Here is a 26,662-nt window from a genome sequence, read left to right as displayed (position 1 = left end):
ATATCTAGCATGACAAAATATTATAAAAATCTATCATGAATTGATTTCAACTAAATGAGAATTCCATTACAATTGTGGGGTTTAAAAATCCATGTCTAGATATACATAAATAGAGGACGTATCTGTGAGCAAAGACACTATCATCGCCCTACATGCAGAGCACCAAGGTCGCTGGAAAAACCGTGAAGAAATCGCGGAACGTATGATTGCATTAATCGGTCAATTATACCGTGAAAAAAATATTGTGACTTCTGTTTACGGTCGTTCTTTAGTGAACCGTTCTGTAATTCAAATTCTTAAAGCTCACCGTCGTACTCGTATGATGGATGTTGAACTTTCAGTTGTACATACCTTTCCTATTTTAGAAGCTTTAGCAAAGTTGGATAATATTGGTTCAGCTGAAGTTGATTTAGGTAAACTAGCTGTTGAATACAAAGAAAAGGGTGGCGATGTTGATGCATTTGTTGCTCAGGCTGTTCGCTCTTTAGAAGGTCGTCCAGCACAAGTGGAACCGAAAGATGTTGTGCTTTACGGTTTTGGTCGTATTGGTCGTATTCTAGCGCGTTTGATCATCAGCCAGTCTGGTCTTGGTCGTGGTTTAAGCCTGAAAGCAATCGTCGTACGTAAATCATCTGATGGTGATTTAGAAAAGCGTGCTTCATTGTTACGCCGTGACTCAATTCATGGCCCATTTGCAGGCACAATTTCTGTAGATGAAGAAAATGAAGCAATTATTGCCAATGGTAATTTCATTAAAGTGATCTATGCTTCTAGCCCTGCTGAAGTAGATTACACAGCTTATGGTATTGATAATGCACTTGTGATTGACAACACAGGTAAATGGCGTGATATCGATGGTTTATCACAACATCTTAAATGCCCAGGCGTAGGTCGTGTTGTACTTACTGCACCGGGTAAAGGTGATATGAAAAACGTTGTATTTGGTGTGAACCAAAATGACATTATCGATTCAGATAAAATCATTTCAGCAGCAAGCTGTACAACCAATGCGATTACACCTGTCTTGAAAGTCTTAGAAGACAAATACAAAGTGATCAATGGTCATGTTGAAACAGTTCACTCATTCACAAATGACCAGAACTTGATTGATAACTACCATAAAGCAGATCGTCGTGGTCGTGCTGCAACTTTGAACATGGTTATTACTGAAACTGGTGCTGCGAAAGCTGTTGCTAAAGCTCTACCTCAGTTACAAGGTAAGTTGACAGGTAATTCAGTTCGTGTGCCTACACCAAACGTTTCACTCGCTATTCTTAACTTAACACTTGAGAAAGAAGTAGATCGTGAAGAAGTAAACGAATATATTCGTCAAATCTCGATCAATTCAAGCCTTCAAGGTCAAATTGGTTATACGAATTCAACTGAAGTTGTATCTTCTGACTTTATCGGTTCTCGTACAGCGGGTGTATTTGATGCACAAGCGACAATTACATCAGGTAACCGTTTAACAGCATATGTTTGGTACGATAATGAAGTGGGTTATAGCTGCCAAGTATTACGTATTGCGGAACAAATGTGTGGTGTAAGCTATCCGAAAGCACCTGCTGAAACAAATGCATAATTTGTAATATTTAATAAGAAGGAGCTTTAGATGAAGCTCCTTTTTTTTATTTTCGAAAATGTTGATATATGATTAAATTCAAGTGAACATTACAACTTCACTAAAATAGTTAATTAAGAAACCTAAGAAAGATCAAATGAATAATAGTCTATCTATTTTATAAACATTAACTCGTTTGTGGATGGAAAAAGAACATGAAAAAAAAGCTATTCTTGAGCATGATGTTATTGTTATCAGGTGGCATAAGTGCCAAATCCTTGGAACTGCGTCCTGTATTGAAAGATCGCTTTGAGAAAAATTGTGCAATCCGGCAGCAGTATGATTTTCATGATGAGAATACAGAACTGATTGCGCCACTTGAGGATTATACCATCGATACCCAATATGTGGAGAAGTCGGCTTATGAATCAACCACTTATAAACTCAAAAAAGTCACTTATGCCAGTATTCCGATTTTAAAAATTGAATTCAGTTTTGGACGTCCAGCACAACAATACAATGAATATTTATATTTTGATCTCAGTTCAGAATGGGCTAAAAAGAAATTTAAAAAACTCAAATTTAAACAAAATCATCAAAAAGCTGATGTAAGTGTTGATTATAAAAATCATACAGCAATTGTGCAGTGCTATTGGTTAAGTGATTTTTAGAAATAATGGAGCGATGAAATATCATTTGTTTATTAATTAAACAAAATTCTTCGACTTTTATACATAAAAAAGCATATTTATTCACATAAATATTTAAAATAACTTCTAATTATTAGATAAAAAATTAAGGAATGGATTTTGCAGTTGAAGCAAATTATGGCAGGAATCGCCTTTATCTGTGTCGCCACACTGTGTGGAGTCATGATTGCTATTTGGGTATTTAAACATTTTAGTATTTATATTCCACTTGAAAATCAAGCCGTCCGTATCGACTTAAAAGAACCGCTACAGGCCAAAGTACAAATTCATGATGCCCTAAATGTTGATGTAAAGGGAAAGGTGAATGCTCAGATTCCAATCCATGAAAAATTAAATCTGCCCATTGCCCAGACTTTAACACCGCATGTTTATTTTGATAATCAGGTCCCAATCGAAACCAACATTCCTGTCAATGAAGTGATAAAAATCAATCAAGAAATGCCGATTGATACCAAAGTTAAGGTCACTGTTCTAGGTAAAGATATTAGCTTACCCTTAAAAGGAACCATTCCTGTTAAGATGGATGTACCAATTAATTTACAAGTTCCTTTGAAACAAAACATTCATTTGAAATTTGATGCGCCTGTCAAAGTTTTACTTAAAGAAAATTTGCATATTCCATTAGACGCAACGCTCAAAACCAATATTCCGATACAAGGTCATCTCAATGTGCCGATCAAATCAGCCTTGCAAGCAACGGTTGATGTGCAAAATACCTTACCTGTGAAAATTGAAAAAGGGCAGTTAAAAATACCTTTAGATAGCATTAAGTTGTCACGTCGTGAGTCAGGGCAAACATCATCACAAGTTACACCATCTGACGCATTGAATTAGGTTGATAATCAGTATGTGGATATTTAAATCATTTAAAACAGCAATATTCAGTTTTTTAATGGTTGTCTTTGCTATCGCAGTTTGTGTTTGGTTATATTTAAATATTCAAACTTCTATGCAAGTTTCTGCCCAAAAAGCACAAATCCAATTGTCTGAATCATTACCAACCAAAATTCATGTCGGTAACTATTTGGAAACCCATGCAAAAGGGGCATTAGATACAACCTTAGATGTCGATCGGGAATTGACTTTACCTTTAAATGGCAAATATTTAGCCAATTTAAGTTTTGAGGTTACTACGCCGATCGAGGTTGATCTGGACTATTCGACCCACATCCAAATCGAAACATTGATGCCCTTAGAAACAACCACTGATTTGGTTTATCAGAATAAACTTTTACCGCAGTTTCCTTTAAAACTGGATATTCCGATTAAGCTTTCGGTGCCTTTTAACATCAAGCGCCACTATCAGGTGCCAATCAAAATTATATTTGATGGTCCTGTTTACTTGGCGTTTAATGAGATGATTCATCTCTATGTGAAACATCGCTTAAAACCTACACTCAATATCAATGATCCAATGACGATGCGAAAAATTGCCACATTTGATGCAACCATGTACAACACCGAAAGACAGTCTCTAGCGGATCTTGAGATGAATATTGATTTACCTATACGGAATATTCATCCCTAAAATAAATCAGCATCAATTTAAATTGATGCTGATTTAAACTCAACATCTTAGTCTTAAAACAATGCATTTATTTGAGTCTGGATATCAATCGTTTTACGACCAATCAGTTGTTCTAAATCTGGACGATCGCTGAACATAGCACCATGTGCAGTTTGGACATCAGCATCGACAATCACACTGACTAATTCACTTGCTAAGCCAGCCGTAGTCAGTGCATGGGTATAGTCATCGGCACTGATATTTTGGTATTGGACAGATTTACCTGACGCTTGCCCAATATAAGATGCCAAGTCGGCAAGTGTAAAACTGGTTGAGCCAGCCAGTTCATAGATTTTGTTTTCATGACCTGATGAACTCAGCACTATGGCTGCTGCTTCGGCATAATCTAGTCGAGATGCTGAACTGATCTTGCCATCTTCAGCGCTTCCATAAAGTATGCCTGTTTCCGCGCTATGTTGCACATTTGCTAGGTAGTTTTCGTTATACCAATTATTTCGTAGCAGCGTATAACTCAAGCCACTTGCTAAAATGAGCGCTTCAGTTTCTCGGTGTTCCTGTGCTAAACCCAATGGGTTCTGTGTTGCATTGAGTAAACTGGTATAGGCAATATAAGGGACATTGGCGGTCACTGCTGCATCGATTACAGCTTTATGCTGTGGGGTACGGCGTCCAATTTCATTGGCTGAAATAAGTAATAGTTTATCAATACCCTGTAAAGCGGGGACCAATGTTTGTGGTTGGTCATAGTCAAATTGGCGAAGTTCTATACCGTGTTGCTGAATTGATTGTGCTTTATCTAAGTTTCGGACTAAAGCCACAATATTTTTTGCTGGGGTGAGTTTTACCAAGCTTTGGATGACCAATTGCCCAAGTTGACCAGTCGCGCCAGTAATTGCAATTTTCATAAAGTTCACCTTTTGATTGATTTGGATTGGATGTTTTTTAAACTTGATGCTATTATCATAGAGATTAAACTTACCAAATGTAAGTACGTACCGAAAAGTAAGCTAATTACTGTATGGAGAAAATTTATGAGCATTTATGCTTCGAGTCATTTAATGGGTCAAGTTTTATCCAGTGAATGTCCATCTAGAGAAATATTGGAACATTTAACCAGTAAGTGGTCTGTGTTAGTCTTGCGGTGTTTGAGTGACGGTGTGCAGCGATTTAGTGAATTACGCAATCGTATTGAAGGCATCAGCGAAAAAATGCTGGCACAAACCTTACGGGTATTGGAGCAAGATGGATTTATTTTACGTACGGTCTATCCTGAAGTTCCGCCAAAGGTTGAGTATCAATTGACGATTTTGGGTGCACAAGCTGCCGAAAAAATAAGTTATGTGATTGGGTGGATCGAAAGAAGCCTACCAGATATTTTGGCAAATAAAGAAAATTTGAATAAATCTTAGATGAACTGATATTCACCAAACTGTTTTTATTTGGTGAATATGTGCAGTCTGAAAGTGATGTTATTTTACCTGTTGGTTTTTAGACTTAGCAATCCAGTAATCATTGCACCGATTGTCGCTAAAAACATGTCTTTATGTGCATCCCATACGTCTCCTTGCTGCCCATTATAGTTTTCCGCTTCTTCCGGGGATAAACCAATTGCCAGCCACCATTCAATCCACTCGTAGAATAAACTGGTCGCCATGACGAACTGGATCACCAGTATAAATAAAACTTTTGGTTTTAAACTCGGTAGCCAAACCTGGAAAAGTCGATAGAAAAATGGATAGAGAAACAAGCCATAAAAAAAATGTACAAAACGATCAAACATATTGCGTGACCATCCCATGGCTTGATTGAGATCAAAATGTAAATATTTGATTGACCAATCATTATACGGTACATAAGAGTACAGATAATGTGCTGCTATAACATGGATGATCAGGAATAAAATATACAGTAGAAATGATGAAAAACTCAGTCCGATTTTCTTTAGGCAGAAGAATAAAACAATCAACATCAGCACCGTACCAATCTGATGCAGCATATAGGACGGATATTCCAAAGGATTGATACTTGCTAAAATAATCGCAATGGCTAGAGCGGCAAGTACAAGCCAATGTTTTTTTGTGAATTGATGATAAATCATTATGCTGTTTTCTATAAATTATTACTGCGCATTGTAATCAAAATGCAAAAAAATGCGAAGCATTGGCTTCGCATTTTTATTACTGAAAACGATTATAAATCTTAGATTTTTTCAATGAGTTCTTTAATTTGTTTGGCCTGATCAGCAGCGTTCCCTGTATAGCTTGCTGGTGTCATTTCAGCCAAGCGTGCGCGGTCAGCTGCGGGTACAGCTTCAAGCTCAGTTCCATTGACAAAGTTGACCATCATATCACGCGTCATGGCTTGACCACGAGTCAATGCTTTGAGTTTTTCATAAGGTTTTTCAACTGCATAACGACGCATTACCGTTTGAATTGGTTCAGCCAAAACTTCTTGGGCATGATCAAGATCTTCAAGCAAACGTGCAGCATTTAGTTCGAGTTTACCGATACCTTTTAAACATGCTTCATATGCGATTAAGCTTTGTGCCAAGCCAACACCCATGTTACGCAGTACTGTAGAGTCAGTAAGGTCACGTTGCCAACGCGAAATAGGTAGTTTTTCACCTAAATGTGCCAAGACTGCATTTGCAATCCCTAAGTTACCTTCAGAGTTTTCAAAATCGATTGGATTGACTTTATGTGGCATTGTCGAAGAGCCAACTTCACCTTCTTTCAAACGTTGTTTGAAGAAACCGAGTGAAATATAACCCCATACGTCACGGTTAAAGTCGATCAAGATTGTGTTGAAGCGGCGTAAGGCATCAAATAATTCAGCAATATAATCGTGAGGTTCGATTTGGGTTGTGTATGGGTTGAATGTCAAGCCTAAAGATTCAACAAAAGCTTGCGAATGTGCAGGCCAGTTGATTTCTGGGTAAGCAGAGTAATGTGCATTATAGTTACCCACCGCACCGTTAATTTTACCGAGCAATTCAACTTGATTAAATTGTTTGATTTGACGTGCTAAACGATATGCCACATTCGCCATTTCTTTACCCAGGGTTGTTGGGCTGGCTGTTTGACCATGTGTACGTGATAACATTGGTTGCTCAGCGTGTTTCTCAGCTAAATCTACAATTGAATCAACAATTTGTTGCATTGAAGCCACTAAAACATCACGACCATTTTTTAGCATTAACGCATGAGAAAGGTTATTGATGTCTTCTGATGTGCAAGCAAAGTGAATGAACTCGCCCGCATTTTTAAGTTCGTCAATATGTGCAATTTTTTCTTTCAGGAAGTATTCAACAGCTTTTACATCATGGTTGGTGGTACGCTCGATTTCTTTAATGCGGTTTGCATCTTGTTCAGAAAACTGAGCCACAATTGCGTCTAAAGCATGGTTTGTTTCAGTTGAGAAAGCAGGCACTTCAGTGATTTCAGGGCGGTTTGCAAGCGCTTGTAACCAACGCACTTCAACAGTCACACGTGCATGGATTAAACCAAACTCAGAGAGGTAAGGGCGCAAAGCATCACATTTACTTGCATAGCGTCCATCTAATGGAGAAAGTGCGGTTAAAGCGTTCATAAAGATTCCTTAAACTTTGGAATATAGGTCATGTTGATATTTCACAAATACTCAATGTTAAAACCATCTGTAAAATATCAGCATGACCTCGTGTAAAACTGAAACTCGATCAATATCAAATTACACAACCTGATATTGTAATCGAGCAAGATCCTGAATATCTTGAAGAAGTTTACGTTTGCTAAAGATCATGTTCCATGAGCTGCCACCTAATTGACGCCATAGGTGAGCCATCTGTAAACCTGTAAATAAGCTCGCGCGGATACGATTGGTATGTGCAGTATCTTTAAATGCTTCTGCATTGCCACGCACTAGAATTCTCGGATTAATTTGACCAGCAGTGTCAACATATGCTTGGGCTAAGTTAGCAAGAATACTCGGATGTAAGTAGTTGTTGTCGAAAAAAGACAACTGCTTTAAAATTTTTTGTTGTGATTGATGAATAATTTCAACAAATTTCGGATTACTGTAGACTTTTTTTTCTAATGCTAACAATGACATTGCATATGACATTGGAAGCTTTGCATTGGCTAACTTGGGAATTCTGGATTTTGGGGAGGTGGAAAAGGGTTGTGTGATGCTACTTTCCAGCGCCTTTAATCCTAGAGAGATATCAGCCAATTGATTAAAAAAATCCAGGGTTTGACCGGACTGATTATCGGAAGGACGTATATTGAGACTGGCTTTAATCAATTGTTCAAAATAAAAATTGCCACTTTCCCCGATGCTTTGACGACCCGTCATAGCCGTCATATGGGTCAGCTGCGTTGCTTGAAACACAGCTGCTAACGCCAAAGCGCGATTTTGGCGTTGATTCAAAGTCTGAGGCTGTTGAAAGGGCAACTCAACCATGCCTAAATTCCTTTAAATAATGTTTAATCATGACTCAATAAAGTTAGGTTTAGGTGCATTGGTATGATGAATCACCCCACCGCCTAAACACACTTCATCTACATAAAAAACAACACTTTGTCCCGGTGTAACGGCACGTTGTGGTTCATCAAATTCGACACGTACACCATTCGATGTATTGCTGTCTTTATAGATTGTACATGCTTGATCAGGTTGGCGGTAACGAGTTTTAGCCGTGCATCGGAAACCTGATTCAGGAATATCTTGCTCGCCTGCAACCCAGTCAATCGCTTCAGACCATAAAACGGTACTTTGCATCAATGGATGTTCATGACCTTGACCAACCACCAAACGATTGCCTTCGAGGTCTTTATGCAGAACAAACCAAGCGCCTTCTTCAGCACCTTTAAGTCCACCAAGACCAATACCACCACGTTGACCGAGCGTATAGTACATTAAGCCGTGATGATCACCAACCTCTTTTCCTGAATCTAAGACAATTTTTCCGGGTTGTGCAGGCAAATATTGTTTTAGAAAGTCATTAAAACGTCGTTCACCGATGAAACAAATACCTGTTGAATCCTTTTTCTTTGCAGTTGCTAAACCGAGTTCTTCTGCAATTTTACGAACCTGAGGTTTTTCAATCTCACCCACAGGAAACAATGTTTTATTGATTTCACGTCCATGAACCGCATGCAAGAAATAGGTTTGATCCTTGTTGTTGTCTAGACCACGCAACAAAGGTGCATATTGATCACCTTTAGCGTTGGTTGCAGTTGCACCCCGACGGCAATAATGTCCAGTTGCAATAAAATCAGCACCTAAACTGATGGCATGGTCCAAAAAAGCACGAAATTTAATTTCTTTATTACACAAAATATCTGGATTAGGTGTACGACCAGCAGCATATTCTGCTAGGAAGTGCTCAAAAACACGATCCCAATATTCCATGGCAAAGTTGGCAGTATGTAATTTGATTCCAATTTTGTCACAAACTGCTTGTGCATCAGCAAGATCTTCCATGGCTGTGCAGTATTCCGTACCATCATCTTCTTCCCAGTTTTTCATGAAAAGACCTTCAACTTGATATCCTTGTTGAAGTAAAAGTGCAGCAGAAACAGATGAATCTACACCACCAGACATACCGACGATGACACGTTGTTGCATAGGATTAGGCATCCAAATTTGAAATTAAAGGAGAGTTTTGGTGCTCATAGATGAGCGAAAGAGGATATTTTTGCCCAGATAGCGCGTCTTGTACAGCTTTAATCACAAGCGGGCTTCTTGCACGTGCAGAATCAAGTAATTCTTCAAGCGTCATCCATTGTGGACCAATAATTCCTGTATCGAGTTCAGCATCAGGAAAGTATTCTGTGACATGGGCTAAGAAGCAAAATCTAAAATAAGTACGATCTGGAAACATGGGCGGAGTGTAGGTATAGATTCCAAGTAAGCAATCAACTTCAATCACATATCCTGTTTCTTCCATTGTTTCGCGTATGGCAGCTTGAATAATGGTTTCATTGCACTCAACATGCCCAGCAGGCTGATTGAAAACAGTATGGCTAACCCCTTCTGTCTGTTCTTCTACAAACAGAAATTTTCCATCTTTTTCAACAACAGTTGCGACAGTTACATGTGGAGACCAAGAGCTCATAATCAGCACCATGGGAGATAAAGCATTATTCTACAAAATTTTGAGCTTGGTGGCTATGTTCAAGGCTTTTTCTTTAAACAAGGACATAAAAGGCATCATTCAAGCTAATTTACAATGTATGGCTAATTTCAATATAAGCTGTGAGATCAACTGTAGATCGCATATCGTCAAAAGCGCGGTTTGCTTTAAAATTCACTTTAAAAATTAATAAAAAAGTTATTTCATTTTTTTATATTTCAGCAATCAAAATATTTTTTATAATATTTTCATTATGTTAATATATTGATTTAAAAATAAATTTATTTTTTTTGGTATCATAAATTAATTCATTTTGTTTGGTTATTTACTTTTTAATGCTTAATCCCCTTGATTTTTTATGTGATTAAGGTCCATATTTAAGCGCAATCCTTATTAAAACACATGATAAAAAATAGCGATAAAGAGGGCCTTGATGAAAACAAACAAATCTTTATTTTTTCTCATCAGTTTGCTTTTAAATCAAGCAACATTCGCAGAGGCTTTCTCAGATACCTTTCAAGGACCTGCAAAACTTAATCTTAATCTCTATGTATTTGCTGCGGATGTCGATGGGAGTATTCAAAAAGGCAAGGTGAAATACGATATCGATCAGCCATTTAAAGAAACTGTGAAGGCGCTTGATCAATCCTTTATGGGTCATGTGGATTTGAGTAAAGGAAAATGGGGGCTTTATGCAGATCACCAGTATGTCAAAACATCTCAAGAAAAAACTGCAATCAATATACCTTTCGCATTGAGTACCAAGCTCAATCAAAGCAGTTATGGGGTTTATTACCAAGCTTATGTTTCACCAGAAATAACCTTGCAGCAACAAACAAAGTTTATTGTGGAACCTACCGTTGGCTTACATCGAACTCAAGCAGAAGCCACTCTGGGGGTGTTTAACCAGACATTGGCAGCAGATGCAAAGTTGACTGAGTTTTTTTGGGGATCACGCTTTAAATATAATTTTGATTCACCTTGGAATCTTGCAGCAGAATTTACATTGGGTACTGAAAATACCACTGTTGCACATGCATATCTGGGTTATCGAATTCCTGCCTTTCGTCGAAAGCTCAATCTGCGTGCAGGCTATCGTTACTTCGAACAATATCATAAATCGAATAATTTTCACTGGGATGTTCGTCAGCAAGGTCCTGTGATAGGGATCAATCTACCAATTTTCTAAGAGGGTTTAATCATGAATAAGGCAATGAAAAAAGTATTGTTTGCAGCCGGACTTTTAGTCGCTGCGGAGATAGCAACTGCCTGTACGCGTGTTGTATATCTTGGTAATAATGACGTAATGACAGCACGTTCGATGGATTGGAAAACTGATGTTGGAACCAATCTATGGATTTTACCGAATAATGTTAAACGTACAGGCATGGCAGGACCAAAGTCTATTCAGTGGACATCGAAATATGGCAGTGTTGTGGCGACAGGCTATGATATTTCTACGACTGATGGAGTCAATGAAAAAGGCTTGATGGCAAATTTACTGTGGTTGGTGGAGTCCGAATATCCAGATGTAAAAAACAGTAAAAAACCACCACTCAGTATTTCGCTTTGGGCGCAGTATGTCTTGGATAACTACGCAACAGTTAATGAGGCTATACAAGCTTTGGAAAAAGAACCATTCATGATTGTCACAGATCAAGTGCCGGGAGAGAAACGTTTGGCAACCCTGCATTTATCTATTTCTGATTCGACAGGAGACAGTGCCATTATTGAGTATATTGGCGGTAAGCAAATCATTCATCATGGTCAAAAATATCAAGTGATGACAAACTCTCCAACCTTTGATCAACAGCTTGCTTTGAATACTTACTGGAAAAAGATTGGTGGAACTACAATGTTGCCCGGAACAAATCGTGCCGCAGATCGTTTTGCAAGAGCATCGTTTTATATCAATGCAATTCCTAAAAATGCCTCACCTGAACATTCACTCGCCAGCGTATTTAGTGTGATACGTAATACATCAGTACCTTTCGGACTCAATACTGAGGAGGAACCGAATATTTCATCGACACGATGGCGAACCGTTTTTGATCATAAACGAGGACTATATTTCTTTGAATCTGCTGTATCACCGAATGTTTTTTGGGTAGACTTAAAGGAGATTGATTTTAAAGATGGTCAAACCAGAAAGCTTGACTTGGGTGCTGACCAAGCGAAAGTGTATGCAGGTAAGGCTAATTCTTCTTTTAAGGTCGCTCAACCATTCCAATTTCTGGGCATCCAATAGGATATAAAAACATGATGAAGAAACTTTGGTACATTCCTTTGAGTGCATTGCTTATCGCAGGATGTGCTTCAAATCCTAATAATGCGAATTCAAATGTGGGTACTCAAGGCTTATTAATCTGCCAGCCAAGTGAAATTTGCCCGATTGTGACAGTGGCATGGAACGAAGCACATAAAGACATTCTAAAAGTCAAACTGAGTCTAAACAGTGCATATACTAAATATAATATCGAAAAAGTTGTATTTAGTGATGGGATGAAAAGTCATTCATTTAATGTCATTGGACCAACAGAGATAGATTTCGCATTTAAGGCAAATCGTTCAAGGAACAGTGTTTTAGTTCCTGTGAATATGATGGTTGATTTTAGAGGCTCTGAAAATGTCTTTATGGAAATTCATACAGATCAGGGGGTAATTAAACGTTATATCGTTAAAGATAATGTCAAAGCACCTGTGTTTGAAGAGTTAAGCAAATACTACAAAGTGAATGAATAAGCACTTTATATCGATTAAATGGGGCTTTAATTTCACTTGTTGATGGTGAAATTAAAGCCTATTTATCATGGTATTCATAAATTTTCTTGCTGTTTTAAGCTAAAATAATATTGAAAATTAGATTGTTATACTCTTTTATCATACTCATATACAATAATTTCCTGTTTTCGAATAAACGAAATATCTGAGCTATTGGCTTGTTCAGTTGGAGGTTGAAGTATTTTCAGATCAAGTGGAAGTCATAGCTAGAGCAAAAAAGAAGGTATTCTACAGGTACAAACCCAAGCCATGACCAGCTTTTTAAAGAACCCACTTTTTATAAAACCAAGCGCTTTAAGGGATATGGACGAAATTTTTAAAGATGTAGGCATTCATTTATCTGAAAATCAGATATGGGATGATTTCTTTCTTGAACAAATTGAAGTCACGGCTGAGCAATATGATTCTGTTTCAAAAAACACTTCTATCTTAGTGATTTTTTAATTCTCAGTCTTTAAATGATTTTTGACCGGCAATTGAGGTTCTGGATGGACGCTTTAGCCAAGTGCTCTCAAACACTTAAAGAACAGTTCAGAAACTCGAGATTATGTATATTCAGCTTGGCATCACTGTGATCATTCATCAATTAAGAATATATTTTTTATTTTGATGGATATGTTCTAAATTAGACATCCATAGAAATCATAGACACTCAATTGCATCGTGAGTTTTGCTTTATCAAAAATCTCATTATTTTGATAAAGCATAAGTTTTGATCAAGTTTTAATTGGATTCATCAATATAATTGTTTGCCACTTTCACATAATGTCTTGCAGAATAAGGTAAAAATTCTTTTTCTTTGTCGGTTAAAGGGCGGACTTTTTGCACTGGACTGCCCACATATAAATAGCCGCTCTCCAAACGCTTACGGGGGGGAACCAATGAGCCTGCACCAATCATTACATCATCTTCGACGATTACATCGTCCAATACAATACTATTAATACCGACCAGCACCCGGTTGCCAATCTGACAACCATGTAAGGTAACATGATGACCAATGGTTACATCTTCACCAATGATCAATGGTGAACCATTGGGTTTTGCATCATTTTTGTGGCTGACATGAAGCATACAGTGATCTTGAACATTTGAATTTCGACCAATTTTAATGCTATTGACATCAGCACGAATCACAGCAAAAGGCCATACTGAAACATTTTCCGCTAAAGTAACTTCACCGATCACAATAGATAAATCATCAATGTAACAGGTCGAATCAATTTTAGGATGATGCTGCATATATGTACGAATATTCTTTTTCATGTTGGCGTCCTGATCAAAGCTTAAAAATCAAAAACTGTGGTCACAGTATAAAATAAAAAGGCATCCTAATCTTCGATTTGGATGCCTGTGCTTTAGTCTAACCAATGCAATCGGATTAGACCTTCATCAATAAATCAGAATAAATTGCTAAAAAACATTTTGATGTGATCGATCAAACGAGAGAAGAAACCTGCTTCTTCAACTGCTTTTAATGCTACCAAAGGTTTTTCAGCAATGACTTTACCATCCAGTGTCGCTGTAAGTTTACCAACAACCTGACCTTGTTTTAATGGTGCATTCAAGTTTGGCTGAACGGTGACTTGTGTCTTGATGGCATTTGCCTGACCTTTCGGCATGGTCACGTTGAAGTTCTCAGCTAAACCGATTTGAACATCATTTTCTTTACCAAAATAAACTTTAGCTTTGGCAAGAACTTGGTTTGCAGGGTGAACACTCACGGTTTCAAAGTTTGAATAACCCCAAGAAAGTAGTGAACGTGTTTGATTGGCACGCTCATTCATAGATGGAGCACCAAAAATCACAGAAATCAAACGCATTGGACCACGTTTAGAAGAAGTTGTTAAACAGAAACCTGCTTCATTGGTATGACCGGTTTTTAAACCATCAACACTTGGATCGGTATAAAGTAATGCATTACGGTTACCTTGTTTGATTCCATTAAAGGTAAATTCTTTTTCAGAATAAATTGGGTAGTATTTTGAGCTGTCGTGAATGATATGTTTTGCTAAAACAGCCATATCTTTTGCAGTAGAATAATGGCCATCCGCAGGCATGCCTGTCGCATTGATGAAGTGAGTATTGGTCATGCCGACACGTTTAGCTTCTTGATTCATGACATAAGCAAATGAACCTTCGTTGCCAGAAATGTGTTCAGCCATCGCTTTAGAAGCATCGTTACCCGATTGGATAATAATGCCACGCAACATTTCTAAAACTGTTGCCGTACCATTGAGCGGGACATACATACAGGATTCAGTGCTACTACCTCGACACCAAGCTGACTCATTCATGCGAACCTTTTCATTTTCAGTCAGTTCGCCTTTGAGAAGTTTTTGTTCAATGATATAGCTGGTCATCATTTTAGTCATTGAAGCAGGTGCTAGTTTTTCATTTTCATTCTTCGAAGCAAGAATTTGACCTGTCTCATAGTCCATTAAGACGTAAGATTTATTATTTAATTCTGGCGGAGTAGTTAAGACGGTTGCTGCATAAGAAAATGAAGGTAAAAGTAATAATGCAGCAATGGCGCTTTTTGGGGTCATTCTAGGTCGTTCCAATCGTTATATGAGCACAAACAGGCTAGCATTTTAGGACAAAGCAAAGCCGACTTCTATACAGAAAGTCGGCTTATTTCTTACTTATTGTAACTATTTCATTATTTGTCTAATAAATTGCATCATGTTTGTGAACGGTAGTGACTAATATCATTACAAATTGCTGTATTTTCGGTGTCTCCAGCTTTCTTGGCATCAGCTTTGGCTTCTTTTAAAGCACGTTGAAAATCCTTTTGTTTGGCTAATGTTTTTAAGGCGTCTTTCGGGTTTTTTTCATTTGGCATGTAGTCTTTCAATAAATGATTGAAACCTTTATCAAATGTAGCATCTGTTTTAATCAAACTAGGACAGATATCAGACAGTACATAGATCGCAGCAAGTTCTTCTTTGGAGACCTGTTGTTGTGTAACTTCAATATTCTGTTCATGCGAAGCTGCGTCTTTAGTTGCTGCAAAAGCATGGGTCATGAATAAACCACTGGCTGAAACAAGGCTTAATGTAAGCATTTTTAAAGTCATACGCATGATGGACCTAATCAATTATTTCTCTTAACAAGTGGCATAGAGTAAACGTAAAAATAGTCAAAAATATAGATAAAATGTATTGATGTTGTAGATTTATTTGAACTTTTAGCTCAATAATATTTTTACAGAGATGTCAAAAAATTCTTTTAACATCTCTTCTTGTGCTTATCTTTATTTTTAGTGTTTAAGTTCAAGTACATCATTACAGACGGCTTGATGTTCTACTTGATCAACTTCTTTAGCATTTGCTTGTGCTTCTTTAAAAACGGATTGATATTCAGCATCTTGTTTAAGTTGGTCTAAAGTCGTTGTTTTGGATAAATCTTTTAATAATGTCTGGGTCAAAGCATTGATCTTGTTTTGAAATGCAGGATTGTTGCCAATAAGTGAAGGGCAGACTTCAGCAAGTACCTGTGTCGCTGCAATATCTTCTTTAGCCAAGAGATCCGCTTCTTGGGTGGTTAAGCCTTCTGCAAATGCAGTATGTGTACAAAGTGTGATGAATGCAATAGAAATTGTACGAGTAAGAGAACGTGTAATCATCTTTTTAGTCACAAATTTAATTTAAAATTGAGTAAGTAACTATATATAATTATTGAATAAATTTGTATTAAATTACTCAACAGTCATGACATAATTTATGTGAAATTGAGTGGTAATTCGTTCAATGATATTAAGATAACCTTGAGACGATTTAGTTGGATAAATGGATGACCTGAACGTGCTGAGACTTAATATTGCTATATGGAGCTGATCGAGCAATGAATTAAGCGAGGTGAGAGTTTTAAATGACGTGATCAATAAGTATCTTTTTAACAACAGATTTGCTGGAACCCAGACTTTAAGTGATAAGCATAGAATGTTATACAATTCTGTGTATGGTTTAAAATGTATTGAAACACTGCTATATAAAGAGATCATGAATCGATACTGTTATTAAGAGAAATTTTTGAGTGAATATTTTAATTGCCAATGATGATGGTGTATTTGCACCGGGTATCCAAGCTTTAGCAAAAGCATTGAGACCGCTAGGACGTGTTATAATTGTTGCACCTGAAAGTGAACGTAGCGGTTTTTCTAGCGCTTTAACCTTAGATCGACCATTACGTCCGATCCAAGTTGCTCCAGATATGTGGGCAGTCAATGGCACTCCTGCTGATTGTGTTTATTTATCAATGAATGGTTTATTTGATTTTGAATTTGATTTGGTGGTCAGCGGTATTAACAGTGGAGCGAATCTAGGAGATGATGTACTTTATTCTGGAACGGTAGGTGCTGCATTTGAGGGACGTTTGATGACCTTGCCTGCAATCGCAGTTTCATTGGCGGGTAGCAATGTTCGGGCTTATGAAAGTCCTGATGATTATGCACAGGCTGCTCAATGGGTCTATGCATTTATTTCGCAAGGACTGCCACAACTTCCGCCACGACATATTTTAAATATTAATATTCCGGATGTCGCTGAAATTCAGGGTGCTCAGATTACTTATCAAGGGCGACGCATACAATCAAAACCAATCACCAGTCAGGTTGATCCACGAGGCCGTCAAGTGTATTGGATTGGGTTGGCAGGCGAGGCTGTTACAGATCCTAAAAAGAACTTACAGCATATTCAGTCAGATTTTTTTGCAATCGCCAATGGATTTGTCAGTATTACACCGATTCAAATGGATGCTACCAACTATGGGATCTTAGAAACTTTACAATCGCAGCTCTCACATAGTCATTTTGATGTATGAGTGTTATAAGTTTGTGAAAAAGCACTGCGAAACAGTGAAATAAGTGTGTTTTTTGCTAATCTTAAGCAAATATTTTTAAATTGAAGATTGTAGAGAGGGAAATCAATGCTTTTGGCTCGATCAAAGCTTTATATTCAAATGCCTAAGCGATGGGTAAAAATAATTTTATCCTCAGTTGTCATTACTTCTACAATACTTGTTACTGGTTGTGCATCGAAGCCACAGATTAATAATCCAACTCGTTATGCAGTTGCACCTGAGTACTATACTGTACGTTCGGGTGATACGCTTAGCGCTATCGCTATGCGTTATGGTTTGAGTTATTTAAGTGTCGCTGAAATGAATGATATTGCTGCACCATATCGGATTTATGTTGGACAGTCATTGCGTCTGAAAAAAGGCGGGGCGAATGTTAACCGTTCAACAACCAAGGCTTTGGCAAACAATGAGCCACAAATTCAACGCCAAACCATTAAGTTACCAACACAGCAAACGACAACATCACCGTCTGTAACAACAAGAGTACCACCTGTCACAACAGTACCGGCACAAACAACAACGACTGTACAATCCACGCGTTTAAGATGGGTCAAACCGTCTACAGGACCAGTGATCGCAAGCTATAATCTTGCAAATAATATTAAGGGATTACGTTTTGGCGGAAATCAGGGCGATCCAATCTTTGCTGCTGCAGATGGACAAGTGGTTTATGCTGCAGATGGATTGAAAGAATATGGTAATCTTGTCTTGGTGAAACATATTGATGGTTACATTACTGCATATGCACATAATAGTAAAATGTTGGTGAAAAGTGGTCAAACAGTGACTGCAGGACAGAAGATTGCTGAGATGGGATCTTCAGGTGCGACGAGCACTATGTTGGAATTCCAAGTGCGTTTGGACGGAAAACCTATCAATCCTGCAAATATTTTACCAATAAATTAAATATTTTAATGCAAAATGTAATTTTCTTCGTATAATACAATGAGTTGCTTTAAATAAAAAATGTGAAGCAGCTCATAATTTCAGAGGGAAATTTATGTTAGATCAACTTCGAGCAATGGGTGTCTTTGCTTGTGTTGTTGAAAAAAGCTCTTTTAGTGGTGCCGCGCGTGATCTTGGCATTACAACTAGTGCGGTTAGTCAGCAAATTAGATCTTTAGAACAAGAGATGGAAGTTACACTTCTACATCGTTCTACACGAAAGCTGAGTCTAACTGAAGCTGGTCAAGCTTTTTTCCACAGCTGTCAAGAAATGCTCGCTGCGGCTGAGCGTGGAAAAATCCGTATTAATGAGTTGCGAGACGATTTAGTCGGTGATTTGCGCATAGCGACCACCCCAGAAATAGGTGCTACACATGTTGTGCCTGCATTATCACATTGGATGTCTGCGCATCGTGGTTTGATGGTTCATTTTGAAGCGGATAACCAATACATCGATTTAATCGAGGAACGCATAGACATTGCCATTCGTATGTCTTCTAAAATGGAAGATGCGAATAATTTAAGTTGTATGCCACTTGCGAGAGTAGATCAAATCTTAGTCGCATCGCCAAGCTACTTAAATCAGACTGTGCCCATTTCACGACCTGAAGATTTACAGAATCATGATTTGATTCCTGTAAATATTATGAAAAATTATCAGCATTTTTCATTTCAGCATAGTGCAACAGGTGAAGTTGTAAATTTAGAAATGAAGCATCGTCTTCAAACAAATAACGTATTTGTTGCAAAATCACTGTGCCAACATGGACATGGGATTGCACGTATTCTTTATTTAGATGTACAAAAAGAATTGATGAACGGTACTTTGGTTGAAGTGCTTCCTGAGTGGAAACTACCAACTTTCACGCTAAGTGCGGTTACCTTGAAACGTGAACAGCAACCGATGAAAATTCATCGCTGTTTGGATGCTTTAAAACAATATTTTAGCCAGTTACCTGGTGGCAGAATTTTCCAAGAAGCTTCTTAAAGCCCAAGTTCTAATAAGTTTGAATAAAAAAGCCGCTTTAAAGCGGCTTTTCTATATTTCAAATTTAGATTCAGGGAAATTATAAATTTAGTCTCCCTGAATGATATTTTGCAATGGTATCATCCAAGAAATTTTTGAATTGCAGGAACTAGGCGTTGAAGCAGGTCATCTGCTTGTTGACGATTCATATTTAATGCAGGTAATAGACGCACGACATTTCCAGAAGTTACATTGATAATTAAATGATGTTCATCACGGGCGATGCTCACCAGTTCACCACAGTCTTTCGGAAGTTCAATCCCGATCATCATACCAAAACCACGGACAATCACATTCTGTGCTGCAAGTTGGCTGCGGAACTGCTCCACCAAATAAGTGCCAATCTCAGTCACATTGGACATGATATTTTCTTTTTGAATTAAATCAATCACGGTATATACAATACGTGAACCCAAATGCGTACCACTATAAGTCGAACCATGATTTCCAGCAGTCAAAACACCTACACCACGACCTTGAGTCATGACAGCACCAATCGGAAAACCATTGCCTAGACCTTTTGCGGTAGTTAAAACATCAGGAATAATATTGGTGTGTTGATAAGCAAAATATTTGCCTGTACGGCCATTGCCAGTTTGAACTTCATCTAACATCATCAACCAATTGTGTTGGTTGCAGATACGGCGAATATCCTCAAGATAGCTAAAGCCTTGAGGAGCAGTATTTACACCACCTTCACCTTGAATCGGTTCAACCAGAATTGCCACAATATCTGGATGATTAATCGCTGCTTCTTCAATGGCTTCTACATCACCAAAGGGTACGCGAATGAAACCATCAACTAATGGTGCAAAACCTTCTTGTACTTTTTTATTGCCTGTTGCAGAAAGTGTGGCAAGAGTACGACCATGGAATGAATGATCTGCTACGATAATTTTAGGATTGGCAACTCCTTGCAAGTTACCAAATTTGCGGGCAATTTTAATTGCACCTTCATTAGATTCAGCACCACTATTTGAGAAAAAGATTTCTTCCATACCTGAAACTTCAGCCAGCTTTTGTGCTGCTGCCGTTTGCCAAGGCACTTCATAAATATTACTGGTATGAATCAGTGTTGCAGCCTGTTCAGCAATTGCCTCAGCCAAAACAGGATGTGCATGCCCTAGACCACAGACAGCGATACCGGTTAATGCATCAAGATATTCAGTGCCATCTTCAGTGTAAAGATAAGAACCTCGTCCTCGGACAAAGCTGATCGGTTGACGGCTGAATACAGGCATCAAATGTGAAGGTTGATCAGTTTGTACCGGAGCAAGGGTAATGTTGTTCATGACTAACTCTTATCTGTTAGGAGGGAAAAGAAAGGATTATCTAACCAAAATATGCGGAAGATTTAAAGCCTAAATGTAAATAAAATTGGAAATAATCGTCTAGACATACTCTTTATTGTGGATTTAGGTATAATGCAGGCAGATGAGTTGAGGATTTAATCAATGACTGAACAAGCGCGTGATACAGAAGCGTTAATTCGCGACCAAATTGCTAAACATGCTGTACTTCTTTATATGAAAGGTACACCACAATTCCCACAATGTGGTTTCTCTGCTCGTGCAGTTGAAGCGCTTAGCCAAATTGGTCGCCCATTTGCTTATGTTAATATCTTGGAAAATCCAGATATTCGTGCAACTTTGCCACAAATTGCAAATTGGCCTACATTCCCACAATTATGGATCAATGGCGAGTTGATTGGCGGTAGCGATATCATGCTAGAAATGTTCCAAAATGGTGAATTAAAACCATTGATTGAACAATATAGCCCTGCACCAGAAGCAAAATAAGCCACTGATGCACAGAAAGCACCGTAAGGTGCTTTTTTATTGCCTAATGTTAATCAAAACAGATGAAGCCTCAAATTAGAGGCTCCATCAAGATAAGCTTGGGTAAATTTTACTTGCGCTTGTTCTGCTTGGTCGCCCCATCAGACTGCACTTCTTCAGTGAACGAAGCAGGTTCAATTTCAACTTTCTTGTCTTTTTTATCCTTCTTTTTTTTCTTTTTCTTCGGTTTTTGCTCTATTTCAATACCATCCTCAAGTGCTTGCCAATATTCGAGTTGAGCCATTACGGCCGCATAGATAGAGCCTTTGGTATAACGTCCTTTTTTATCCAAACTACCGACTGGGCGAGCCATTAAAATTTCTAATGCCTGATCAATCGTGTCTATGGCATGGATATGGAATTGATTTTGATTTACTGCATCTATAACGTCTTGGCGTAGCATTAAATGTTGCATGTTTTGACGTGGAATAATCACACCTTGTTTGCCAGTCAAACCTTGTAGTTTGCATGCATCAAAGAAGCCTTCGATTTTTGCATTCACACCACCAATAGGTTGCACTTGCCCCAACTGGTTCATCGAACCTGTGATTGCCCAAGATTGATCAATTGGCAATTGGCAAATTGCAGAGATTAACGCTGATAACTCAGCAACCGTTGCACTGTCACCATCAACTTGCCCATAACTTTGTTCAAAGGCAAGTGCGGCAGAGAAGTGCAGAATTTGTTCACGTCCAAAGTGTGCTTTTAGGAAGCTGGACATGAGCAAAACGCCTTTTGCATGTAAAGATCCACCTAATTCGACACTGCGTTCAATATCTAGAATATCACCGCCACCTTGATACACGGACGCAGTTAAACGTGATGGTAGTCCAAATTCAACATCGGCATATTGGATCACAGATAACGCATTAATCTGACCTAAACGATGCCCACGGGTTTCAATCAATTGCGTGCCACGCGAGAGATCTTGCCAATAAAGTTCTCTTAAATAGCCTAAGCGATACTGACGGTGTTTGAGGGCTGTATTGATGTGATGGGAGGTAACCAACTTTTCATCGGATTGTGCAGCATGATGATGTGACTCGCGAATTAAATCACCTAAGGTTAGCGCATGGAGTGACAGAGAACTTTGATCTTCAGCTTGGCGGCTAGAGTCTGTGAGTAAAGCAGCCAAGGCTGAGCGATCAAAAGGTAATAACTTGTCTTGCTGAACATAGTCTGCAATCAATTGCATATAGGCTTGTTCATTGTCATCATTACGCTGCAAGGTATCGGTAAAATCTGCACGAATCTTGAATACACTTCCCAGTTCAGGCTCTACTTCTAAAATTTCATAATAAATTTCAGGTTCTGCCAATAAAACTACTTTCAAATTCAGTGGGATAGATGCAGGTTCAATAGAAATACTTCCTGTTAAGGTCAGCATATGCTCTAACGAAGACAGTTTGAGTTGTCCTGACTTTAAAGCTCTTTTCAAACCTTGCCATGCATAAGGTTGTTCTAAAAGCTGTTCAGCTTCTAGAATTAAAAAACCACCGTTGGCTTGGTGTAATGAGCCGGGACGAATCAAAGTAAAGTCAGTGGTAATGGTACCGTTCTGAGTGAGTTGCTCTACATGCCCAAGTAGATTGTAATGGGTCGGGAAATCTTCAAAAATAACGGGTGCGCCAGAATTTGGCTTGTTGCTTACCACAACATTAGCTTGATATCTGGAAGGTACGCGATTAAAGAGAGAAGGAGAGAACTCTTCACCTTCTTGGTCTAAAATTGTTTCAACATTATCAATAATATCTGCTGCAAAAAGCTTTAAATATTGTTCTAAGCCTTGTACGGTTTTGAATTTGTTGAGAATCTGCTCAATACGAGGAATAACTACTTGTTTGGCAATATCACGATTGAGTTCCGATACTTGATCGCGAGCATCATCTTCTAAATCACCCAATTGCAGACCCAGGCGTTCCAACTTTTTGTCCATATAACGCATATTGGAGTTAATTTCTGCACGCTGTTTGCTATCCAGTGCATTAATGTCTTCCTGTGACATTTCTAATACTTTGTCATCTTTGACATGGATTGGCACAAAAATGTGTTCATCGTTTCGATTGACCAGCTTTAAGTCAAGATCTTCACCTTCTTTGGTCAGTTCAACCAGTGCAAGCTGTTGCTCATTACCAGTAATCTGGCGAATGCGTTCAATACGGTTATGATAGGTTTCCGCACTAAAACGACGTTCGAGCTGCTTGAGTATAGTTTGCCAAGTTTGGTGCAGCAGTGTTTGGAATTTGTTGGCTTGTCCTGCTTGGAAGCGTAAAGCAATCGGTTGCCTTGCATTTTTAAAGTTATAGACATACACCCAGTCATCTGGAGTTTGCATTGCTTTGGCATGTTGCTGAAGCAAACGTTTAATCATGGTGCGTTTGCCTAGCCCAGCAGTACCTACAGCAAAAATATTATAGCCGGAATAAGGTAAGGCAATACCGGCCTCAACGGATGCTTTCGCACGATCTTGACCCAGAAAATTGTTCAAAGGTTTGATTCTTCTGGTTGACGAAGGAATCTTGGAGAGATCTGGAATATGTGTCAGTTGTTCTGGTTTTAAAGCTGTGAGTGTCAAGGTATTTTGAATTTCCGTTTGATCAAAAGCAGATGGAAAATGGGTTTCAGTTTTTTGTATTAAGTTTGCGGTGTGAGTATTTGAAACAGCGGTAGAGCTTAATTGATCGTGTCTTTGGGTCACAGGTGAAATCCAAAACTTATATGGGTTGAAAGCTTAAAGGTATACAGGATTGGGGGTAAAGATCAAGCATCTATAGCGGAAATATCTGTAAAAGGTAATCTTAGTTGCATAAAAGTGATTGAAACTCTAAGCATTAAAAGGTTGAATAGCATTATTTCATTTTTCAGAAAATAACAACGCAATGACAACGCAACTATCTCAGCAATCGTCTGAGCAGAATTCAACCGCGAAAAATGGATGGAAATCTGCTTTTGCTGCATTTTTAGACCGCCGTGCTGCAATTATGCTATTTCTTGGTTTTTCAGCAGGTATTCCGATTCTATTGATTTTTTCGAGTTTATCTCTATGGTTGGGTGAGGCAGGAATTGAAAAAAGTGCTGTTACTTTCTTCAGTTGGGCAGCTTTGGGTTATTCTTTTAAATTTGTTTGGGCGCCTTTGATTGATGAATTGCCAGTGCCCGTTTTAACGAAAAAATTAGGTCGACGACGGGCTTGGTTGCTGATCGCTCAAATCCTGATTATTTGTGCAATTTGTATTATGGCATTTTCAGATCCAGCATTGGGTCAAAGTTATATCTATCAAATGGCAGTGGGTGCGGTTTTGCTTGGGTTTTCCGCTGCCACGCAAGATATTGTTATCGATGCCTATCGAATCGAGTTGGCTGAAACTGAAATGCAGACGGTACTGGCGTCAACCTATAACGCTGGTTATCGTTTGGGGATGATTGTTGCAGGTGCAGGTGCATTATTTTTAGCTGCATCTTTAGGAACGGCAAAAGGCAATTATATTTATGAGGCATGGAAATATACATATTTAACCATGGCTGTTGTAATGGTTGTGGGATTAATTACAACGCTTTTGATCCGTGAACCACAAGTTAACCGTGTTGATAAGCACTATAAAAATATTGATTACTATCGTCTGGTTCTTGTATTTGTTTTGGCTGTAGCCAGCTTTGTATGTTTTTATATTTATTCAGATGACTTGATTCAATATCTGCAAACGACTTGGAAAGTAGAAGATAGTTTTCTTAAATTTCTAATGGAAGCTGTGCGATTTTTGGGATCAGGTGCAGGGGCAGTATTTGTTGCTTCTGTATTGATTCGATTGGGTGTCGTCAATCAGCAGATGGCTTATGAAACATGGGTGAATCCGATTGCAGACTTTTTTAAACGTTACGGTTTAAAACTGGCATTGGTTTTACTGCTGCTTATTGGTTTTTATCGAATCTCAGACATCATTGCGGGGGTTATTTCAAACGTTTTTTATCAGGATCTTAATTTTACCAAAGAACAAATTGCTGAAGCCGTTAAAATATATGGTGTGATTTTTAGTTTATTGGGTGGTTTTCTAGGGGGCTTGCTTGCCCAACGCATGAACATTATGAAATTAATGTTTGTTGGAGCAGTTTTAGCGAGTTCAACCAACTTGATTTTTATTGGTTTGGTGAAGTCTGGAGTACCGATGCAGCCGGTTCAAATCCATGTAGCAGATAAAACATTTCAAGCCATACCTGATGAGGTGGGGTACTGGAAAGTCGCGATACCTAGTCAAGATTTGGTACAAGCCAAAACATTACGTATTGATGCGGCGCTAGTAGATCAAGCAGTAGCTCAACAATATAAGGTACCTTATTTGATTGACAACGGCACTGCCCAAATCAAATTATTTCCGGTCACTAGCGATAACAGTTTAACTGTAGCAGAATCCAAGCAGAGTATTGTGATCAAAGGTCAAACGGTAGGAGTAAAACTTACGGATCTTCAAGAAGATAAACCGATTACTTTGAAACTTGATGCTAAAAGCTATCCAGCCAAATTAGACAAAGATGGTCTGTTCAGTGGGACGATCGATGGAAAAGATTTACAAGCATCAGCATCTAAAAAGATCATCGCAGTAGTCAATTATAAACATCCAAAAACATCTCTTTACACTGATCAACCCTATCAGTTGGCAGAGAAAAAAGCCGATATTGATGTTGATATTCAACCAGTGCCAGTGGTGAAAGTGGATACCAATAGCTCGGTTGAAATTAAAGGTAAAGTGATTGAACAATATAGTTCTGGATGGTTGTATTTTGCGATTGTGGTTGACAATTTAGCTTCAGGACTGGCAGGTGCTGCTTTTATTGCATTTTTGTCGAGTTTGACGAGTGTATCATTCACTGCTGTTCAATATGCGATCTTTAGTTCACTCATGACATTAACACCTAAAATTTTAGGTGGTTATTCAGGAACCATTGTGACCAATATTGGCTATCCAAAATTTTTCTTAATGACGACGTTAATTGGTATCCCAATTCTATTGTTAGTATTGTGGGTGGCGAAGTTATTACGAGAACATCAATTAAGAGAGACACAAGATTAAAACCATTTATTTTCATTTTTTAAATTGATGAATGGTTTTGAGACTGACCTATTTTATCGTGAAGATAGAATAGGTTTTTTAGAGTTCCCAGTCAAAGATGAAAGCTAACTTGAAGTTAAGCGTAGCAATAGGGATCAACCTTATAGCACTTCATTTGAGACAGCAGTAAGAAAACCTCAGTTTGTGATCAAACTTCATTCATCTGATAAGTGCTTTAATCCTGCCAAA

At 38.3% G+C, this 26,662-nt stretch carries 26 protein-coding genes; 14 read left to right on the top strand and 12 right to left on the bottom strand.

The window, feature by feature from the left end:
- Nucleotides 1-124 precede the first annotated feature (124 nt).
- The 4 genes from OSH00_RS09405 to OSH00_RS09390 all read left to right on the top strand — a co-directional run bounded on the left by OSH00_RS09405 (nt 125) and on the right by OSH00_RS09390 (nt 3,799).
- On the top strand, nt 125-1,582 hold the full coding sequence (locus OSH00_RS09405) for a glyceraldehyde-3-phosphate dehydrogenase (protein ID WP_005029703.1): 1,458 nt from the start codon (nt 125-127) through the stop codon (nt 1,580-1,582).
- Nucleotides 1,583-1,776: 194 nt separating this feature from the next.
- A complete protein-coding gene (locus OSH00_RS09400) occupies nt 1,777-2,232 on the top strand; it encodes a hypothetical protein (protein WP_266130198.1) in 456 nt (151 codons plus the stop codon).
- 138 nt (nt 2,233-2,370) lie between these two features.
- A complete protein-coding gene (locus OSH00_RS09395; RefSeq protein WP_266130197.1) occupies nt 2,371-3,105 on the top strand; it encodes an MFS transporter in 735 nt (244 codons plus the stop codon).
- A 13-nt stretch (nt 3,106-3,118) separates the two neighbouring features.
- A complete protein-coding gene (locus OSH00_RS09390; RefSeq protein ID WP_266130196.1) occupies nt 3,119-3,799 on the top strand; it encodes a hypothetical protein in 681 nt (226 codons plus the stop codon).
- Between the two features lie 53 nt (nt 3,800-3,852).
- Here the strand turns inward: OSH00_RS09390 and OSH00_RS09385 are convergent, their stop codons facing one another.
- On the bottom strand, nt 3,853-4,704 hold the full coding sequence (locus OSH00_RS09385; RefSeq protein WP_266130195.1) for an SDR family oxidoreductase: 852 nt from the start codon (nt 4,702-4,704) through the stop codon (nt 3,853-3,855).
- A gap of 126 nt (nt 4,705-4,830) precedes the next feature.
- Between OSH00_RS09385 and OSH00_RS09380 the strand changes: the two genes are divergently transcribed.
- Nucleotides 4,831-5,208, top strand: coding sequence for a winged helix-turn-helix transcriptional regulator (locus tag OSH00_RS09380; RefSeq protein WP_196075814.1), 378 nt, complete (start codon nt 4,831-4,833; stop codon nt 5,206-5,208).
- A 65-nt stretch (nt 5,209-5,273) separates the two neighbouring features.
- Here the strand turns inward: OSH00_RS09380 and OSH00_RS09375 are convergent, their stop codons facing one another.
- From OSH00_RS09375 to OSH00_RS09355, 5 genes are all read right to left on the bottom strand, one after another.
- Nucleotides 5,274-5,897 (bottom strand): DUF2238 domain-containing protein, encoded by a 624-nt coding sequence (locus OSH00_RS09375; RefSeq protein WP_266130194.1) that lies wholly within the window; start codon nt 5,895-5,897, stop codon nt 5,274-5,276.
- 101 nt (nt 5,898-5,998) lie between these two features.
- Complete coding sequence (purB, locus tag OSH00_RS09370) at nt 5,999-7,387, bottom strand: adenylosuccinate lyase (protein WP_266130193.1); 1,389 nt, start codon at nt 7,385-7,387, stop codon at nt 5,999-6,001.
- Nucleotides 7,388-7,507: 120 nt separating this feature from the next.
- The gene (hflD, locus tag OSH00_RS09365) at nt 7,508-8,239 is read right to left on the bottom strand and encodes a high frequency lysogenization protein HflD (RefSeq protein WP_196075817.1); all 732 of its coding nucleotides are present in this window, start codon (nt 8,237-8,239) and stop codon (nt 7,508-7,510) included.
- Nucleotides 8,240-8,266: 27 nt separating this feature from the next.
- Nucleotides 8,267-9,406, bottom strand: coding sequence for a tRNA 2-thiouridine(34) synthase MnmA (gene mnmA / locus OSH00_RS09360; protein WP_266130192.1), 1,140 nt, complete (start codon nt 9,404-9,406; stop codon nt 8,267-8,269).
- 4 nt (nt 9,407-9,410) lie between these two features.
- Nucleotides 9,411-9,896 (bottom strand): NUDIX hydrolase, encoded by a 486-nt coding sequence (locus tag OSH00_RS09355; protein WP_266130191.1) that lies wholly within the window; start codon nt 9,894-9,896, stop codon nt 9,411-9,413.
- Between the two features lie 451 nt (nt 9,897-10,347).
- Between OSH00_RS09355 and OSH00_RS09350 the strand changes: the two genes are divergently transcribed.
- The 4 genes from OSH00_RS09350 (at nt 10,348) to OSH00_RS09335 (ending at nt 13,139) form a co-directional block, all read left to right on the top strand.
- Nucleotides 10,348-11,103, top strand: a complete 756-nt coding sequence (locus OSH00_RS09350; protein ID WP_266130190.1) for a hypothetical protein — start codon at nt 10,348-10,350, stop codon at nt 11,101-11,103.
- 12 nt (nt 11,104-11,115) lie between these two features.
- Complete coding sequence (locus tag OSH00_RS09345; protein ID WP_266130189.1) at nt 11,116-12,162, top strand: linear amide C-N hydrolase; 1,047 nt, start codon at nt 11,116-11,118, stop codon at nt 12,160-12,162.
- A gap of 11 nt (nt 12,163-12,173) precedes the next feature.
- Entirely contained in the window at nt 12,174-12,656 is a 483-nt protein-coding gene (locus OSH00_RS09340; protein WP_196077330.1) for a hypothetical protein, read from the top strand.
- A 288-nt stretch (nt 12,657-12,944) separates the two neighbouring features.
- A complete protein-coding gene (locus tag OSH00_RS09335) occupies nt 12,945-13,139 on the top strand; it encodes a hypothetical protein (protein ID WP_196077329.1) in 195 nt (64 codons plus the stop codon).
- 279 nt (nt 13,140-13,418) lie between these two features.
- On the opposite strand, the gene OSH00_RS09330 is transcribed toward OSH00_RS09335, so the two are convergent.
- The 4 genes from OSH00_RS09330 to OSH00_RS09315 form a co-directional block, all read right to left on the bottom strand.
- Nucleotides 13,419-13,961 carry a gamma carbonic anhydrase family protein gene (locus OSH00_RS09330; protein WP_266130188.1) on the bottom strand — a complete coding sequence of 181 codons (543 nt, stop codon included), beginning with the start codon at nt 13,959-13,961 and terminating at the stop codon, nt 13,419-13,421.
- Nucleotides 13,962-14,095: 134 nt separating this feature from the next.
- The gene (gene dacC, locus OSH00_RS09325; protein WP_004831225.1) at nt 14,096-15,244 is read right to left on the bottom strand and encodes a D-alanyl-D-alanine carboxypeptidase PBP5/6; all 1,149 of its coding nucleotides are present in this window, start codon (nt 15,242-15,244) and stop codon (nt 14,096-14,098) included.
- A gap of 134 nt (nt 15,245-15,378) precedes the next feature.
- The gene (locus OSH00_RS09320) at nt 15,379-15,780 is read right to left on the bottom strand and encodes an MCR_0457 family protein (RefSeq protein ID WP_266130187.1); all 402 of its coding nucleotides are present in this window, start codon (nt 15,778-15,780) and stop codon (nt 15,379-15,381) included.
- Nucleotides 15,781-15,957: 177 nt separating this feature from the next.
- Nucleotides 15,958-16,323: an MCR_0457 family protein gene (locus OSH00_RS09315; RefSeq protein WP_266130186.1), complete on the bottom strand. Its 366-nt coding sequence runs from the start codon at nt 16,321-16,323 to the stop codon at nt 15,958-15,960.
- 410 nt (nt 16,324-16,733) lie between these two features.
- Between OSH00_RS09315 and surE the strand changes: the two genes are divergently transcribed.
- From surE to OSH00_RS09300, 3 genes are all read left to right on the top strand, one after another.
- Nucleotides 16,734-17,519 (top strand): 5'/3'-nucleotidase SurE, encoded by a 786-nt coding sequence (surE, locus tag OSH00_RS09310; RefSeq protein WP_266130185.1) that lies wholly within the window; start codon nt 16,734-16,736, stop codon nt 17,517-17,519.
- 105 nt (nt 17,520-17,624) lie between these two features.
- Nucleotides 17,625-18,464, top strand: a complete 840-nt coding sequence (locus OSH00_RS09305) for a peptidoglycan DD-metalloendopeptidase family protein (protein WP_266130184.1) — start codon at nt 17,625-17,627, stop codon at nt 18,462-18,464.
- A gap of 94 nt (nt 18,465-18,558) precedes the next feature.
- The gene (locus OSH00_RS09300) at nt 18,559-19,491 is read left to right on the top strand and encodes a LysR family transcriptional regulator (RefSeq protein ID WP_196077322.1); all 933 of its coding nucleotides are present in this window, start codon (nt 18,559-18,561) and stop codon (nt 19,489-19,491) included.
- A 119-nt stretch (nt 19,492-19,610) separates the two neighbouring features.
- On the opposite strand, the gene OSH00_RS09295 is transcribed toward OSH00_RS09300, so the two are convergent.
- Complete coding sequence (locus OSH00_RS09295; RefSeq protein WP_266130183.1) at nt 19,611-20,822, bottom strand: aspartate aminotransferase family protein; 1,212 nt, start codon at nt 20,820-20,822, stop codon at nt 19,611-19,613.
- 162 nt (nt 20,823-20,984) lie between these two features.
- On the opposite strand from OSH00_RS09295, the gene grxD reads away from it, so the two are divergent.
- Nucleotides 20,985-21,329 carry a Grx4 family monothiol glutaredoxin gene (gene grxD / locus OSH00_RS09290; protein WP_004831217.1) on the top strand — a complete coding sequence of 115 codons (345 nt, stop codon included), beginning with the start codon at nt 20,985-20,987 and terminating at the stop codon, nt 21,327-21,329.
- Between the two features lie 109 nt (nt 21,330-21,438).
- On the opposite strand, the gene OSH00_RS09285 is transcribed toward grxD, so the two are convergent.
- Nucleotides 21,439-24,066 (bottom strand): Lon protease family protein, encoded by a 2,628-nt coding sequence (locus OSH00_RS09285; RefSeq protein WP_266130182.1) that lies wholly within the window; start codon nt 24,064-24,066, stop codon nt 21,439-21,441.
- Nucleotides 24,067-24,247: 181 nt separating this feature from the next.
- Between OSH00_RS09285 and OSH00_RS09280 the strand changes: the two genes are divergently transcribed.
- Nucleotides 24,248-26,434 carry an AmpG family muropeptide MFS transporter gene (locus tag OSH00_RS09280; protein ID WP_266130181.1) on the top strand — a complete coding sequence of 729 codons (2,187 nt, stop codon included), beginning with the start codon at nt 24,248-24,250 and terminating at the stop codon, nt 26,432-26,434.
- Nucleotides 26,435-26,662: the final 228 nt, after the last annotated feature.

Source organism: Acinetobacter nematophilus (assembly GCF_026344175.1).
Lineage (GTDB): Bacteria > Pseudomonadota > Gammaproteobacteria > Pseudomonadales > Moraxellaceae > Acinetobacter > Acinetobacter nematophilus.
The sequence above is the reverse complement of the archived record's forward strand: the minus strand, read 5'-3'. Positions and strand labels throughout refer to the sequence as shown.

Excerpts from the sequence above, each read along its gene's own strand:
- OSH00_RS09400 (WP_266130198.1), top strand. The coding sequence starts at position 1,777 with ATGAAAAAAAAGCTATTCTTGAGCATGATGTTATTGTTATCAGGTGGC.
- OSH00_RS09390 (WP_266130196.1), top strand. The coding sequence starts at position 3,119 with ATGTGGATATTTAAATCATTTAAAACAGCAATATTCAGTTTTTTAATG.
- OSH00_RS09385 (WP_266130195.1), bottom strand. The coding sequence starts at position 4,704 with ATGAAAATTGCAATTACTGGCGCGACTGGTCAACTTGGGCAATTGGTC.
- OSH00_RS09380 (WP_196075814.1), top strand. The coding sequence starts at position 4,831 with ATGAGCATTTATGCTTCGAGTCATTTAATGGGTCAAGTTTTATCCAGT.
- OSH00_RS09375 (WP_266130194.1), bottom strand. The coding sequence starts at position 5,897 with ATGATTTATCATCAATTCACAAAAAAACATTGGCTTGTACTTGCCGCT.
- purB (WP_266130193.1), bottom strand. The coding sequence starts at position 7,387 with ATGAACGCTTTAACCGCACTTTCTCCATTAGATGGACGCTATGCAAGT.
- hflD (WP_196075817.1), bottom strand. The coding sequence starts at position 8,239 with ATGGTTGAGTTGCCCTTTCAACAGCCTCAGACTTTGAATCAACGCCAA.
- mnmA (WP_266130192.1), bottom strand. The coding sequence starts at position 9,406 with ATGCAACAACGTGTCATCGTCGGTATGTCTGGTGGTGTAGATTCATCT.
- OSH00_RS09355 (WP_266130191.1), bottom strand. The coding sequence starts at position 9,896 with ATGAGCTCTTGGTCTCCACATGTAACTGTCGCAACTGTTGTTGAAAAA.
- OSH00_RS09350 (WP_266130190.1), top strand. The coding sequence starts at position 10,348 with ATGAAAACAAACAAATCTTTATTTTTTCTCATCAGTTTGCTTTTAAAT.
- OSH00_RS09345 (WP_266130189.1), top strand. The coding sequence starts at position 11,116 with ATGAATAAGGCAATGAAAAAAGTATTGTTTGCAGCCGGACTTTTAGTC.
- OSH00_RS09340 (WP_196077330.1), top strand. The coding sequence starts at position 12,174 with ATGATGAAGAAACTTTGGTACATTCCTTTGAGTGCATTGCTTATCGCA.
- OSH00_RS09335 (WP_196077329.1), top strand. The coding sequence starts at position 12,945 with ATGACCAGCTTTTTAAAGAACCCACTTTTTATAAAACCAAGCGCTTTA.
- OSH00_RS09330 (WP_266130188.1), bottom strand. The coding sequence starts at position 13,961 with ATGAAAAAGAATATTCGTACATATATGCAGCATCATCCTAAAATTGAT.
- dacC (WP_004831225.1), bottom strand. The coding sequence starts at position 15,244 with ATGACCCCAAAAAGCGCCATTGCTGCATTATTACTTTTACCTTCATTT.
- OSH00_RS09320 (WP_266130187.1), bottom strand. The coding sequence starts at position 15,780 with ATGCGTATGACTTTAAAAATGCTTACATTAAGCCTTGTTTCAGCCAGT.
- OSH00_RS09315 (WP_266130186.1), bottom strand. The coding sequence starts at position 16,323 with ATGATTACACGTTCTCTTACTCGTACAATTTCTATTGCATTCATCACA.
- OSH00_RS09305 (WP_266130184.1), top strand. The coding sequence starts at position 17,625 with ATGCTTTTGGCTCGATCAAAGCTTTATATTCAAATGCCTAAGCGATGG.
- OSH00_RS09300 (WP_196077322.1), top strand. The coding sequence starts at position 18,559 with ATGTTAGATCAACTTCGAGCAATGGGTGTCTTTGCTTGTGTTGTTGAA.
- OSH00_RS09295 (WP_266130183.1), bottom strand. The coding sequence starts at position 20,822 with ATGAACAACATTACCCTTGCTCCGGTACAAACTGATCAACCTTCACAT.
- grxD (WP_004831217.1), top strand. The coding sequence starts at position 20,985 with ATGACTGAACAAGCGCGTGATACAGAAGCGTTAATTCGCGACCAAATT.
- OSH00_RS09280 (WP_266130181.1), top strand. The coding sequence starts at position 24,248 with ATGACAACGCAACTATCTCAGCAATCGTCTGAGCAGAATTCAACCGCG.